12 protein-coding genes are annotated in these 15,121 nt (G+C 42.9%); 10 read left to right on the top strand and 2 right to left on the bottom strand.

Going from position 1 to position 15,121, the window contains the following annotated elements; all coding sequences use genetic code 11:
- Positions 1-11: 11 nt before the first annotated feature.
- Positions 12-965, bottom strand: a complete 954-nt coding sequence (locus ACDD58_RS05560) for a hypothetical protein (protein WP_370776313.1) — start codon at positions 963-965, stop codon at positions 12-14.
- A gap of 177 nt (positions 966-1,142) precedes the next feature.
- Between ACDD58_RS05560 and ACDD58_RS05555 the strand changes: the two genes are divergently transcribed.
- The 9 genes from ACDD58_RS05555 to ACDD58_RS05515 all read left to right on the top strand — a co-directional run bounded on the left by ACDD58_RS05555 (position 1,143) and on the right by ACDD58_RS05515 (position 12,752).
- On the top strand, positions 1,143-2,753 hold the full coding sequence (locus tag ACDD58_RS05555; protein WP_370776310.1) for a glucosyltransferase domain-containing protein: 1,611 nt from the start codon (positions 1,143-1,145) through the stop codon (positions 2,751-2,753).
- 11 nt (positions 2,754-2,764) lie between these two features.
- Entirely contained in the window at positions 2,765-3,625 is an 861-nt protein-coding gene (locus ACDD58_RS05550; protein WP_118210155.1) for a UbiA prenyltransferase family protein, read from the top strand.
- Between the two features lie 61 nt (positions 3,626-3,686).
- Entirely contained in the window at positions 3,687-5,387 is a 1,701-nt protein-coding gene (locus ACDD58_RS05545) for a hypothetical protein (RefSeq protein WP_370776307.1), read from the top strand.
- A gap of 56 nt (positions 5,388-5,443) precedes the next feature.
- Entirely contained in the window at positions 5,444-6,346 is a 903-nt protein-coding gene (locus ACDD58_RS05540) for an alpha-1,2-fucosyltransferase (protein WP_370776306.1), read from the top strand.
- Positions 6,347-6,359: 13 nt separating this feature from the next.
- On the top strand, positions 6,360-8,105 hold the full coding sequence (locus tag ACDD58_RS05535; RefSeq protein ID WP_117920989.1) for an ABC transporter ATP-binding protein: 1,746 nt from the start codon (positions 6,360-6,362) through the stop codon (positions 8,103-8,105).
- Positions 8,102-8,935, top strand: coding sequence for a Nodulation protein Z (NodZ) (locus ACDD58_RS05530; RefSeq protein WP_370776303.1), 834 nt, complete (start codon positions 8,102-8,104; stop codon positions 8,933-8,935). The genes ACDD58_RS05535 and ACDD58_RS05530 overlap by 4 nt, the downstream gene beginning before the upstream one ends.
- A gap of 64 nt (positions 8,936-8,999) precedes the next feature.
- Entirely contained in the window at positions 9,000-9,728 is a 729-nt protein-coding gene (locus tag ACDD58_RS05525) for a WecB/TagA/CpsF family glycosyltransferase (protein WP_186900127.1), read from the top strand.
- Positions 9,729-9,845: 117 nt separating this feature from the next.
- Entirely contained in the window at positions 9,846-11,720 is a 1,875-nt protein-coding gene (asnB, locus tag ACDD58_RS05520) for an asparagine synthase (glutamine-hydrolyzing) (RefSeq protein WP_117920986.1), read from the top strand.
- Between the two features lie 3 nt (positions 11,721-11,723).
- Positions 11,724-12,752 (top strand): acyltransferase family protein, encoded by a 1,029-nt coding sequence (locus tag ACDD58_RS05515; protein WP_370776300.1) that lies wholly within the window; start codon positions 11,724-11,726, stop codon positions 12,750-12,752.
- Positions 12,753-13,064: 312 nt separating this feature from the next.
- Here ACDD58_RS05515 and ACDD58_RS05510 read toward each other — a convergent pair whose 3' ends face one another.
- Positions 13,065-13,943 carry an AraC family transcriptional regulator gene (locus tag ACDD58_RS05510; RefSeq protein ID WP_117920984.1) on the bottom strand — a complete coding sequence of 293 codons (879 nt, stop codon included), beginning with the start codon at positions 13,941-13,943 and terminating at the stop codon, positions 13,065-13,067.
- 128 nt (positions 13,944-14,071) lie between these two features.
- Between ACDD58_RS05510 and gmd the strand changes: the two genes are divergently transcribed.
- Entirely contained in the window at positions 14,072-15,106 is a 1,035-nt protein-coding gene (gene gmd / locus ACDD58_RS05505) for a GDP-mannose 4,6-dehydratase (RefSeq protein WP_117920983.1), read from the top strand.
- Positions 15,107-15,121: the final 15 nt, after the last annotated feature.

Here is a 15,121-nt window from a genome sequence, read left to right as displayed (position 1 = left end):
TGTCCCCCTTATTATTCTTTTTTCCAGTAAGTGCCGCCTTCTACGTCGCTGCTTCCGGTCGGTACTTCGCTTGCCATCGGATAATGCCAGTAATCGTTATACATGGCAACGATATCCGGTTCTTCCTCGTCCCAGCGTCTTCCTTTTAAACCAAACAATATCTGCAGGCATCCACCGAGATGAATTGCCTGTTTTCCCATTTTTTTGATATGGGCAGCTAATGGATAACCGTAAGCTCCACAGCCGAGCAGGGCGATGTCAAAATCGATTTTTTCGCATTCCCTGCACATATAATCGAGCGCGTCAAACCATGTGGCAAAACGCGCATCTGTAGCACTGCCTGCGGTCTGCACTGCTTTTAAAGTTTTTAATTCAAATTCAGGCAGAATGTCCGTAGCCGGAAAAATTTTATCAAAGTGTCTGTACTGACTTTGAATCGACTCTTCAAATGGATGAATGACAAGTACTTTTTTCCCGGCAAGAGCGGCAGACCACGGATTTAGGCTGCGCCATGGCTCTAAAGAGATCAGGCGGCATGTTGCGCTTAAATGTTTACAGTATTTGCGGATATAATAGTCCTCGCATGCATTCTGCCATAATCCTAAAATATCGGTCTGTCTGCATGCATCTTTCATGATATCGTTAAAACGGGGAAGAAGTGCAGGATCATTTGGGAAAAAGCCGGCGCAGGTAAAAAGCTGTTCGCAGGCTTTTTCTTTTTTGGATTCCATGTGAAATTCATCCACGCGCATGTTAAAAAGCTCGACAGCACCAAAACGTCCCATCATAAATGGCTTGCCGGAACCAATCAGGTCTGCCGTATATTTATTTAATGTATCCGTATCATAGAACGGTTTGCCGACATAATGCCGGTAAAGAAAATCTGAGTCATCTGTTGCCTGCCGCAGTTTGTTGCGCAGACAGTATTTTAACTGATAATAAGAGGCTCCGAGGATCGTACCCATCTTAAGAACACTCCTTTCTGATTGCAGTACATAGATATAAACATCATAAACAATGCTTCCTGCGGTGTCAAGAAAAATGGAACAGGCAGAGGAATCTACTGTTTGACACTCACTATATATATTTGATACAATAAAGAGTAAATGAAGTTGAGAAAGTAACAGATAGAGGAAAACGTTATGAATACGATTAAATGGAAAATGCCGGATCAGTATCTGACCGAGTGGTACCGGAATCTTTCGGGAGCGGTAAAGACAGCTTTTTATGCTGCGTTTGTGGCGGGGCTTGCAGCACATTTGTATCAGTTCACCAATAAATTATATAACTATGATGAACTTGCAAATACACCCGGAGGTATCGGACTTAGCACAGAACAGGGAAGATGGCTGTTAAACTGGATGGGACGGTTTATGCATTCGGTATTTGGAGGTTCTTATTCACTGCCTCTTTTTAACGGGATCTTTGCACTTTTGTTCCTTGCATTATCAGCAGGAATGATCGTTTCCATCTTTCAGGTGAAAAACAGGCTGACCGCAGGACTTATCGGAGGACTTATGACGGTATTTCCGGCAGTTGTGTCCATGTATTTTTTTATGTTTCTGTCACTTTATTATGCGATCGGTATATTTTTCAGCGTGCTTGCTGCGTGGCTGACTGTGAAATATCCGAAAAATATCATTGCAGACATAGCAGCAGTTTTAATGGCTGCCTGTTCACTGGGTGTATATCAGGCATATTTTCCGGATACTGTATGTATCCTGCTTATGGTAGTGGTCTTAAAGGCAGGATTTGGCGGCGTAAAAGAGAAAACACAATGGAAAGAATTTTTTCTTATGGTCGTCCGATTTTTAGTTGTGATGGCAGCAGGTATTGTAGTTTATTTTCTTATTAATAAGGCAGTACTTGCAGTAACGCATATACAGCTTACGAGTTATCAGGGTGGCGATACGATGGGAAAGATCACGTTTACGCAGCTCATTGATGCAGTGAAGCAGTGTTATACTTCGTTTTTTGATCTGGGATATTCGGATGTTATGGGGATTAACTATAACCGGACCATAAAACGTCTGATCAAAGTGATGTGGCTGTTATTTGCAGCTGGTATCGGAGCATATCTGGTTTTAAAGAAAAAGGAATATTTAAATAAGGTAATTGCTCTGTGCGGCATATTGGTATTTCCGGCAGCAATGTTTTTGATCTATGTGATGGCACCGAATTCTTATTGTTATACACTGATGGCATATCCGGTTGTATTTTTCTTTATATTTTTCCTGCTCTGGATGGATGCATGTTTGTGGAACCTGAAACTGCAGGCACCGGTTAAGAGTATAGCAGGCTGGGTATCGGCACTGCTTACAGCAGCATTGGTAATCGTGTTTGTCTGGTATGCAAATGGAAATTATATGGCACTTGAATATACGAAATATCATGATTTTTCCTATGTACAGACATTGATCACAAAAATACGCAGTGTGGAGGATTATTCCCAGGATAAAGCTGTGATCGTGGTTGGAACACAGATCTCAGACAGCACAGGCAGTATGGGAAGCCTGATCGGTGATACGTTTATCGTTGGTGGAAAAGCAGATACCAATTTAGGGTATAATTCACTGCTGTATCTGATGTCTGACTACCTTGGATTTTCACCATATTATGGCACTTATGAGGAGATTCAGAGCTGGATGCAGAGAGAAGCGGTGAAAGAAATGCCGGCTTATCCTGCAGATGGCTCCATTCAGGTTATCGACGATACGATCATTGTAAAATTGTCTGATTATGAAATGAATTAAGGAACGATTGGATGAAAAAATATTTATATCTTATGAGAGTACATCATTATATCAAAAACATACTGATTTTTATGCCGCTGATCTTCAGCGGCAATCTCACAGACCGCCGGAAATTTATGGCAACATTACTTGGAATGATCGCATTTTCGCTGGTCACATCCGCTGTCTATATTATTAATGATATCAGGGATGCGGAAAAAGACCGGATGCATCCGACGAAGAAAAAACGTCCGATCGCTTCCGGCGCAGTCACACCGGTGCATGCTGTGATACTGATGGCAGTCATTCTGATCGTGGCAATGGTTTTACTGGCAGTATCAGATGCAACAGCAGGCAGTTATACACTTGTGCTGTTATATCTGTTTATTAATGTGGCATACAGTATGGGACTTAAGGATGTACCGCTTTTGGATGTGACCATCCTTGCTTCCGGATTTTTGCTCCGTGTACTCTTTGGTGCAGTGCTGACTGGAACGGAAGTATCTGAATGGCAGTATCTGACTGTACTTTCCGGCGCATTTTATTTCAGCCTTGGAAAGAGACGAAACGAACTGCAGAAGAAAAAAGACGGGGATACGAGGAAGGTACTTAAATATTATACGAGAGATTTTCTCGACAAGAACATGTATATGTGTCTTGCCCTGCTCAATACATTTTATGCTCTATGGTGTAAGGATATTACCAATGCAGGAATGAAATATGCAATGTGGACTGTACCGATCGTGATCTTAATCTGCATGAAATATAGTCTGACGGTTGAGGGCAATTCTGAGGGAGATCCGGTTGAGGTGCTTTTACATGATAAGGTGCTGATGGCGCTCTGTGTTGTTTACGGTATTGTAATGGTAGCTATGCTTTATTCCGGAGTATAGTCTGCAGGCTGTTGAAAAAGTATGGTTAGTTAGTAGAAAAGAGCTTGGAAATGAGGTTTTTATGAAACGAACATATAAATTTGGCTGGATCATTTTGATCGCACTGATTCCGCTGTTGCCATTATCGGGCTGGAATTACAGCATTGATGTCAGCGATGTCGGTTTTAATCTGAATCAGTATCGTTTTTGTTTTACAGATATGGACAGTACTTATCTTCCTTTGTTTCTGACGAATATTTTAGGCGGCTGTCTGTTAAGATTATTTGAAGTGCTGCATATACCGGCATATATCGGTATGGAGGCTGCGTGGGCAGCAGTCTGTTTTTATCTTTGCTTCTTGTCTTACCGGCTCTATGTAAGATATCGCAAGGATACATTGATACTTCCGGCACTTGCGTTTGCTATGGTGTTTGCAAAATGTAATTTTCATTTCTTTATTTATAATACGGCAGTTGCATTTATGGCACTGACGGGATTGTATTTTCTCATCCGGGCGGTCAATGATAAAAAGTCATGGATGCTTTTTTTTGCAGCAGCATTTTTTATGCTGGCTTCTTTCTGCAAGATATCTTCCCTATTGCAATTTGCTGTATTTGCAGTTCTTTTTTATGATCTTTACCGGAAAAAGGATGTGGCATATTTTGTACGTCAGGTGTTATGGTGCGTGGCAGGTGTTTTGTGCAGTCTTGCAGCAGGACTTGTGCTCATGTACAAAACATGTGGGATCAGCACTTATTTTCAGATGGTTGCAGACATGTTTCTCTATGCGGGAAACTCAAATGACGGACATACGATCGGCAACATGGTGGTGATCAATTTCAAGGGAACTGTGCGTGGAATGTTGTTACTTGCCGTGATCTATGTTATTTATCTGGCAGCAGCAAAAATAAAAAGGCTTGCGCCGGTTATTGGATATGGTATGATCGCTGTGGCAGTGCTTTTGCTGGCAGGAGCAGTTTTAGGCGCAGATCAGATTGCAGGATTATCGATCCTGTACCGTGTGCTTGGAGATTATCTGAATGTAGTTGCAGTGATAAAAGCCATGATGTATGTATGTGCAGTTCTGATCTTAAGAGACAAAGAAACTTCGGAAGAATTTAAAATACTTACATTAGCATCCTGTGCGCTTGCAATCCTGATGCCGATCGGTTCAAATGTGGGAATCACACATCTGTGTAATGAAGCGTTTTATATTCTGCCATATATTTTGATCTGTGCTGGAGAGAAAATCAGAAAGTCAGAGAACAATAGAAAAATTGTTGTGATTATATTCACAATATGGTGCGTGATATTAACTGCGTCACAGAGTCTATATATGACAAAGGCATACGTAAGAGATAAAGAACAAAAGCAGCAGTTTACACTTGATGAACTGCGTGGCATCAGGTATGATACAGCTATTGTCCTGCCAATGGAAGAAGTGGTAAACTTTATAAAATCATATGGCGGGGAAAGCGATAAAATGGTTGCCTGTGGTGCAATTCCGATATTACATTATCTGACAGGAAGGGCACCATATATTACAGGCTGCGGCGGCTGGATCGAGACAGATTATGTCACGGCAGAAGAGATAAAACAGCAGCTTGATGCATCGGCAGAGTCAGACAGCGGCGGAAAAACAATGCCGCTTGTGGTTTTTAATAAAACAGCGCTTGACAAACCGTCGGAAAAGACGGACGTGGTTTTGTCATTTGTAAAGAAATATTCTTACCAGCAGGTATTTGAAAATGAAGAATATAAAGTGTATGCAAAGAAAAATTGAAGTATATGGGCAGTTGAACCACCGGATATTACAGAAAAGTATGAGGTAACAGAGAAATGATAGCAGTAAAAATTGGAGACGGCATGGGTAACCAGCTGTTTAATTATGCCTGCGGCTATGCCCAGGCAAGGCGGGAGAACGATTCACTGCTTCTTGATATTTCGGAATGTGATAATTCCACTCTGCGGGATTTTGAGCTTGACAAGTTTCATCTGAAATATGATAAAAAGGAATCATTTCCAAATCATAATTTAGGTCAGAAGATTTACAAGAACATAAGACGTGCGTTAAAATATCATGTGATCAAAGAACGCGAGGTGTATCATAACCGTGGCCACCGTTATGATGTGAATGATATTGATCCGGGAGTATATAAGAAAAAATTTATACGTGATAAATATCTGTATGGTTATTGGCAGCATCTTGCTTATTTTGAAGAATATTTAGACGAGATCACTGCGATGATGACGCCGGCTTATGAGCAGAGTGAGACAGTGAAAAAGTTACAGGAAGAGTTCAAAAAGATGCCAACCTGCGCCGTGCACGTCAGAGGCGGGGATATCATGGGACCTGCCGGTATTTATTTTAAACATGCCATAGAGCGGATGGAACAGGAAAAACCGGGTGTGCGGTATATCGTGTTTACCAATGATATGGAGCGTGCAAGGGAAGCACTTGCCTCCATATTAGAAAGTCAGAAACAGGAAGCAGGCGGGGATCAGCTGAAAAATGAAGTGTGTCAGATGGAAAACAGGCTGGAGTTTGTCACGCAGCTTGGAAAATTTTCTGACGTGGACGAATTTTTCCTGATGGCAGCATGCCAGAACCAGATATTGTCAAACAGTACATTTTCGACATGGGCAGCTTATCTGAATCAGAATCCGGATAAGACGGTCGTTATGCCGGATGATCTTTTAAGTGAGCGGATGTGTCAGAAAAACTGGATAATTTTAAAATAAGAAAGGCAAAAGAATGAAAGATTTGGTAAAAAGTGTATTAAAAGTTTTTGACGGAAAACAGAAGCGGAAACTTGTCGGAATGATGTTTCTGATACTGATCAATTCCGGCGTCAGCCTGCTTGGTGTTTCTGTGTTATCCCCGTTTATCACAGCGGTAATGAATCCGGAACAGTTATTAAAAAATGATATCATACGTTCTGTTTATGATGGATTTCATATGCAGAATACAAATCAGCTGATCACATTTTTATGTGTGCTGATCATTATTGTGTATATTGCCAAAAATGCATTTATTATTTTCATCAATAATATGCTGTATTGTTTTTCCTATTATGGAAAGCGCGAGATGCAGGATCGTATGATGAAATATTATATCAGCAGGGATTATACATTTTTTCTGAATCATAACAGTGCAGAGCTGATGCGTGATATCAATACAGATCCGGAAATGTTTTATGCGGCGGTATTAAATATGCTTCAGCTTATGTCAGAGCTCTGTGTCAGCCTGATCTTAGTCGGATATCTACTGGTAAAAGATGCCCTGCTTACTTTAGGTGTTGCATTTGCAATGGTTATTATGGTGTTTATCTTTATGAAAAAACTGCGCCGTACCTTAGCGCGTTTCGGTGATGACAGAAGAAAATACAATGCCAATATCTTACAGTGCATGCAGCAGGCGTTTGGTGGCATCAAAGAGATCAAGATTGCAAACCGTGAGGCATATTTTGAAGGGGAATTTGTAAAGCAGAACGGTCTTTATACGTATGTGATCAAACAGAACTCTTTCTTAAGTTCCATTCCAAAGCCGATCATGGAAGCACTCTGCATCACAGGACTGATGGCAGCGATCGTTGTCCGTATCAATGCAACTTCCACAAGCCCGGAGCAGTTTGTCGGAACACTTGCAGTATTTGCGGCAGCAGCATTTGCCCTGCTTCCTTCTGCAAATAAGATGTCTGAATATTTAGGATCGATCATCCATAACGGTGTCGTGATCCACAAGATCGGCGAGGAGTACGCAGCGATCCGTGACATGGAGATCCAGACAGAAAAAGAAGAAAACTACAAAAAAGTAACCTTGGACAAAGAAATCAAAGTCGAAGACATGACCTTCCATTACCCGGACACAGAGGATGCTGTATTATCCCATGTAAATGTGACAATTCCAAAGAACAAGTCCGTTGCATTTATTGGACCATCCGGTGCAGGAAAGACCACGATGGTCGATCTGATCCTTGGAGTTTTAAAACCACAGGCAGGAAAAATCACGGTAGATGGAATGGATATCAAAGAATCTTATCGTGGATGGCATGACAAAATCGGTTATATTCCGCAGACAATCTATATGTTAGACGATACGATCCGCAACAATATTGCATTTGGAAGGACAGAAGGCATTGATGATGCAGATATCTGGGAAGCCTTAAAACAGGCGCAGCTGGATGAATTTGTGAAGTCACTGGATGAAGGGCTTGATACAATGATCGGAGAAGCAGGTGTCCGCTTATCCGGTGGACAGCGTCAGCGTATCGGTATTGCGCGGGCACTTTACCGCAGACCGGAAGTGCTTGTTCTTGACGAGGCAACTTCCGCACTGGATACGGAAACAGAGGCTGCTGTCATGGAAGCAATCGACAGCCTGCAGGGAAAAATGACAATGCTTATCATTGCACACCGTCTGTCTACCATTAAAAACTGTGATATGGTATATCAGGTAGAGGGCGGAAGTGTGACAAGGAAAGAAAAGGAAAGCGTATGAGTAGTGAACCGATGATAATTATAGAACCGTGTGCAGGGCTTGGAAACAGGCTGCTTGGTTTAGGATCTGCCTATGCAGTGGCAAAGAAATTAGACCGTAAACTGGTCGTGATGTGGAAACGTGAAGTCGGATGCAATATCCGTTTTCAGGAATTATTTGATCTGCCGTTTGAAGTCGTTGAGATCAGTGAGAATGGTCTCAAAAAAGAGCCGGTAGCACAGATACTTGGAGACCGTGCCAAAAAGAAATGGAGAAATTCGGCAGACCGTTTTCTGGAGTGTGATGAGGTGGAAAAAATCAAAGAGCGGGAAGGATATGAGGGATTATTCCACCTGATCGAACAGACTCCGGTTATTTATTTAAAGGCATTTGGACCGATCTGCGAAGTTACAGCAGAGAGTTATTCCTTTGTAAAACCAAGTAAAAATATTGAAGAAAAGGGTGCATATCTGTTCCAGGAACTGACCGGGCAATGTGTGGGGGTACATGTCAGAAGAACCGATCATACGGAGGCGATCGCAAACAGTCCGCTGGCACTCTTTGCCGAACGAATGAAAAAAGAACTGGAAACAGCAGCAGACATCAGCTTTTTTGTAGCAACCGATGATAAAGAAGTGCGCAGGGAGTTAAAAGAATTACTGCCGGACGCAAAACTGATTTTCCCACAGTCGGATGTGATCGACCGTGATTCGAAAGAGGGAATTGAGGAGGCATTTATTGAAATGCTTGCGTTGTCAAAGTGCAGAAAGATTTTAGGAAGTTATAATAGTACATTCAGTTTACTGCCATCGTATATTGGTAATATACCGCTTGAGACGGTGCACAAGTAAATGCGGGAATGTTTTTGACAAAGATGCTGTCATTTAGAAAAGACAGTGCAGGGACGGAGAAAATATGGAACTTACGACATGCAATATTTTAGGTCTTGATATCCTTGTGACGGATATGAAAAAGACCATAAATCTGATCGAGCAGAATATAGAGCAGTTGAGAGGGCAGTATATCTGTGTGGGAAACGTGCATACGACAGTGATGGCGCACGATGATCCGCAGTATCATACTGTACAGGCAGGTGCGGCATTTGTCCTGCCGGATGGCGGACCACTTTCCGGTTACAGCAGGAAACACGGATTCCCGGATGCAGAGCGTGTAACAGGACCGGATCTGATGCTTGCATTATTTGCACGCGATAACGGACTGAAACATTATTTTTACGGAAGCAGTGAAGAGACGCTTTCACTGTTAAAAGAAAAACTGACGGAAAAATATCCGCATCTGCAGATTGCGGGAATGGTATCGCCGCCATTTCGTGAATTATCCGAAGAGGAGGATAAAGAAATGGTGGATAAGATCAATGCGTCCGGAGCAGATATTATCTGGGTGGGATTAGGTGCTCCGAAACAGGAAAAGTGGATGTATGCACACAAAGACCGTGTCAATGGCGTGATGATCGGTGTTGGAGCCGGATTTGATTATCATGCAGGAAATATTAAGCGTGCACCGGGCTGGATGCAGAAATTAAGTTTAGAATGGCTGTATCGTCTCATGCAGGATCCGAAGAGACTGTTTAAACGCTATCTGGTAACCAATACACGTTATCTGTGGCTGATTCATCGGAAATAATTGTGAAATATAAATTTGAGATATAAAAGTATGGAATTGTTACAATTTTTGTAACTATACAAGAATGGAGATCAGTGTGAAAAATGGAATTTTTCGCACACGGGAATGGAGAGTAGTATGTGTGGAATTTACGGTGTAGTCAATAAAAAGATAGACCGGGAACTGGCAATGAAATGTTTAAATACGATGATCCATCGTGGACCAGATGGCTATGGATTGTGGCAGGAGGACGGTGTGACATTAGGACACCGCAGACTGTCGATCCTAGATCTTTCAAATGCCGGGAGTCAGCCGATGTCCTATGCCAATGAACGTTACTGGATGACATTTAACGGTGAGATCTATAACTTTATCGAGATCAGGGACGAATTGCAGAAAAAAGGATATACATTCCGCAGTGCCAGTGATTCCGAGGTGATCATGGCTTCATTCTGCGAGTGGGGTGAAGCATGCGTAGACCGTTTCAATGGCATGTGGACATTTGCTATCTGGGATAAACAGACAAAACAGCTTTTTATTTCCAGAGACCGTTTCGGGGTAAAACCGTTATTTTATGCTGAACTGCCGGATGGCGGTTTTGCATTTGCATCGGAGATGAAAGTTATTCTGCCGTTACTTCCGAAAGTGGAGGCAAATAAGCCGATGTTTGACCGTTATTTTGCGGACAACCATTATGAATCACAGCCGGAGTGTCTGATCCGTGGAATCAAACGTTTCCCGGCGGGGCACAATGCATGGGTAAAAGATGGGAAAATCATCCTGAAGCGTTACTGGAATACCTTAGACCATCTGATCTGTGTACCGGATTCCTATGAGGAGCAGGTAGAGCAGTTTCGTGAGCTGTTTTTAGATGCCTGCAAGATCCGTATGAGAAGTGACGTGACACTTGGTACCGGACTTTCCGGTGGTCTTGATTCCTCTGCTGTCATCTGTGCGATGTCTTATATTTCAAAGAATATGACAGATGAGCGCACCAACAATGACTGGCAGCACGCCTATGTGGCATGTTTTCCGGGAACAGCACAGGATGAGACAAAATATGCAAAACAGGTTACGGATTTTCTTGGAATCAGCCACACCTTTATGAATATCGATTCCGCAGTGTCTGAGCGTGAGTTTTTGCGACAGCTATACTGTTTCGAGGAACTCTGGGGCAATCCGCAGGTGCCGATGATGGAACTTTACAAGAAAGAGAGAGAACTTGGAACCACAGTTTCCCTTGATGGGCATGCAGCGGACGAACTGTTTGCGGGATATGGGTTTGACGTATTAAAAGCGTACCCGGATGCAAAGACAAAAGAAGAGATCGACATGATCACGACTGCATATCTAAATCAGGATGCGGAAGATGGAGTGAGTCAGCAGTCTGCTGCATTTAAAAAGCAGAGAAATAAACTCTATCGCGAGTATATGCTGAAATATCATGCCAAAAAACTGCTCGGCAGGGAGACTGTAAAGAGTGCATATTCGGATCATCCCAACTGGAACCAACTGGATAATCTCAATAAAACATTATTTGTTTCCACACATGAGACGATCCTGCCGACACTTTTACGTAACTATGACAGGGACAGTATGGCAGCCGGAGTTGAGATCCGTATGCCGTTTCTGGATTACCGGATCGTGGAATTTGCATTTTCCATTGGCTGGCGTTCAAAACTTCATGGCGGTTTTTCAAAATCGATCGTCCGTGATGCAGGTGCGTCTTTTATGCCAAAAGAGATTGCTTACCGCCGTACCAAGCTGGGATTTAATGCGCCGATCCTTGACTGGATGCGTGGACCATACCGGGAGTTTTTTGAAGATACTGTGGCATCGGCAGATTTTGCAAACTGCAGCCTGATCGATGATCCCGCAAAAGTGCGCAGTGACCTTTCCGATTTTCTTGCAGGTAAAAATGCCACGTTTCATCAGGCGGCAGATATCTGGAACAGGATTCAGCCGTATCTGTGGGAGCGTGCACTGATCAAACAGGATTGGATACAGGAGTAAACAATGAAACGATATCAATATCTGGATGTGGCAAGGGGATTTGGACTTTTACTTGTCATCATTTCACATAGCTGCGGACTGAGCCGCTTTCTGATCAATTATTATATTCCGCTGTTTTTTGTGGTGTCGGGATATATTTATAAAGAAGGCAGAAGTTATAAAGAAAATATTTCTCACAAGGCAAGGCGCCTTTTGATACCATATTTTGGTTACAGTGCAGTACTTTTAGCAATCTATGCGTTAATGGGAAGGACATTTGCAGAGACAAAAGAGTCTGTATTTGGGATACTTTATTCCAGATACTGCCTATATGATACAACCGTTGTAACAGATAACGTTTACCTGTTTACGGTGGCAAATGGTGCGATGTGGTATCTGACAGCTTTTTTTGCAGCAAGTCTTGTGTATCATCTGGTGATCGACCGCTGCCTTGCGGATAAGAAGTTCCTGATCGGTACGCTGATCGTTTTAACTGCGATCACCATGGCACTTGCTGACATTCCGGTACTCCTTCCGTGGAGCATTGATCTTGCCTGTGTTGGAACCATCTTCATGATCGCAGGAACTCTGCTTGGCAGAACGCAGTTTTTCGAAAAGAAATGGAACATTCCACTGATCGTGGCAGTGCTTGCTATCTACATCCTGACAAGCTGCCTTGATCCTGGTATTAACATGTCCATCCGCGAATACGGCATCTACGGAGCGCTCAGTGTACCATTCTTTATCATTGTAGGACTTACGGGCTCACTGCTCTGCATCTGGTTTGGAAAACTGATCGAAAACACCGCCCCAGGCAGATTCATCGCCTACGTCGGAAAAAATACGATCTTCCTGCTCGCCTTCCACATATTTGCCTTAGAAGTTGTCGAGCGTATCGCATCAAAATTCATCACAATCCCTGCACCGGGCGGCGCAGTTGTACCATTTGTTCTGTATCATGCACTGCGCATTACCGCCGCCGTCCTGGGATGCCTTGTGTTTTCAGAAATACTGAACCGGTTAAAGAAACGCCTGCGTCGAAAAACCAGGTAGAATCAGATCGTGTTGAAATACCTACGGGGAAAACCAGGTAGAGCCATGTCGTAATGAAACGCCTACGACGAAAGCCAAAGTAAAGATAGGACGCGGTGAAACGCCTATCGAAAACATAACGTAAAGCCAGGTGGGCGGGAGAGTTTTAAAAGAAGGTGCTGGGGAGCCGCCGGTCCTTAGGGAGCGTATTTTGCTCCCTTAGTACCGTTGCGAGCGACACGCAGCGCAAGCGTGCCTTCTTATAAAACCCTCCCGCCCACCTGGCTTTTGTAATCCTACCCAGGCGTTTCCCCGCGTCCGAGCCACCCACTTCTACCAGCGTTTCCGGTACTCTGATGCCGTACACCCCTCCATCTTCCGGAACACCTTATTAAAATAACTCGCATCATCAATGCCGCAAAGGTGCGCAATCTCTTCAATGGAAGAATTGCTGTACCGGAGCAGTTCCTTGGCATTATTGATCTTTTTTGCCAGGACATACTGGATGATCGTCGTTCCAAATTCTTTTTTAAATTCCCGTGAAAGATAATATTTACTGATAAAAAACTGTTCTGCGAGCTGGTCTAAGGAGATATTTTCCGTATAATGATCGTCCAGATAGTGCAGAATTGTTTTGAGTTTATCTGAGAGCAGCTCATTTTTTTCGTTGGACTCGGTACAGATGAGCGTTAAAATATTAATGATCTGCTGGGCAGTCAAAAGATCGGTGTCATCGGTTGGTTCTTCGTTGTAACGGATGATATTCTCTATCGAGGTAATCAGTTCTGTGAAATGAGCAGAGCGGAAATGCCAGTTATGGTGCTCCCTGAAATAGGTATAATATGCTTTGACCTGGGGACCGTTGAAATGAATCCAGAGCAGTTCCCAGGGGTCTTCATCCGTACTTATGTGGGTGTATTCTCCAGAACAGTCGAGAAAAAAACAGTCCCCTGTGTGGGCAGTCCTAGAGATCATACCACCCTCGGATAATGGTTCCCGATAGGTGACTTCGCCACTGCCGGAGAGCACGACAAAAAACAGGTAGGAATTAAGCTCACTGCGTCGGCTTAAGTGTGATTTCAGACTTTTTAAATAGCCGGCTTCCTGTATATAAAAGAAGTTCTGGCGGGTAAATGCAGAGGGAGTATTGATGACGCTTCGCGTATTTGTAACTTCGGAGGTTTTGTATTTTTCAAAAAATAATTTTTTCATAGCAATATAATACTATTTTAGACCAATATATTCAATTGTAAAATGCAAAAAATTAGATTAATCTATACAACGGCTTAAAAATTTGATATTAGCAAAATAATTATAGAATTCATAAAAGGAGAGATGAAATGAGTAAAAAAGCATTGATCACAGGTGTAACAGGACAGGATGGAAGCTACCTTGCAGAGCTTCTTTTGGAAAAAGGATATGAAGTACATGGTATGGTACGCCGTTCTTCCGTAGAAAAGAGAGAGCGTATTGACCATTTAGAGGGCAATCCGAACTTTACCGTTCATTATGGAGATCTTTCCGATTCTTTAAGTCTGGTACGTTTGATCGGAAGCATTAAACCGGATGAGATTTATAACCTTGCTGCACAGAGCCATGTTGGTGTCAGCTTTGATGTGCCGGAATATACAGCAGATGTTGTCGCAACCGGAGTACTCCGCGTACTTGAGGCAGTACGAATCTGTGGATTAGAGAAGACCTGCCGTATCTATCAGGCTTCCACATCTGAGTTATACGGGAAAGTAGAAGAGGTTCCACAGCGCGAGACAACACCATTCCACCCATACAGCCCATATGCAGTTGCAAAACAGTACGGTTTCTGGATCGTAAAAGAGTACCGTGAGGCATACAATATGTTCTGCTGCAACGGTATCTTATTTAACCATGAGTCAGAGCGCCGCGGTGAGACTTTCGTAACAAGAAAGATTTCCCTTGCAGCAGCAAGAATCGCTCAGGGCAAACAGGATGTTCTTTACCTTGGAAACTTATCATCCCTGCGTGACTGGGGTTATGCAAAAGATTATGTTGAGTGTATGTGGCTGATCTTACAGAATGAGAAACCGGAAGATTTTGTTATTGCAACCGGCGAGCAGCACTCTGTACGTGAATTCTGTGAGCATGCATTCCGTGAAGCAGGTATTGAATTAGAGTTTAAGGGTGAAGGAATGGATGAAGTCGGAATCGACAAAGCAACCGGAAAAACAGTTATCAAAGTATCACCGGAGTTCTATCGTCCGACCGATGTTGTAAATCTCTGGGGAGATCCGACAAAAGCAAAAACAGAGCTTGGCTGGAATCCGACAAAGACTACTTTTGAGGAACTTGTAAAGATCATGGTAGCTCATGACATGGAGCTTGTAAAAAACGAGAAATAATATATTTGGAGAAAA

Source organism: Roseburia sp., from assembly GCF_041325975.1.
Lineage (GTDB): Bacteria > Bacillota > Clostridia > Lachnospirales > Lachnospiraceae > Roseburia > Roseburia rectibacter.
This window is presented reverse-complemented; position numbering and strand designations above follow the sequence as displayed.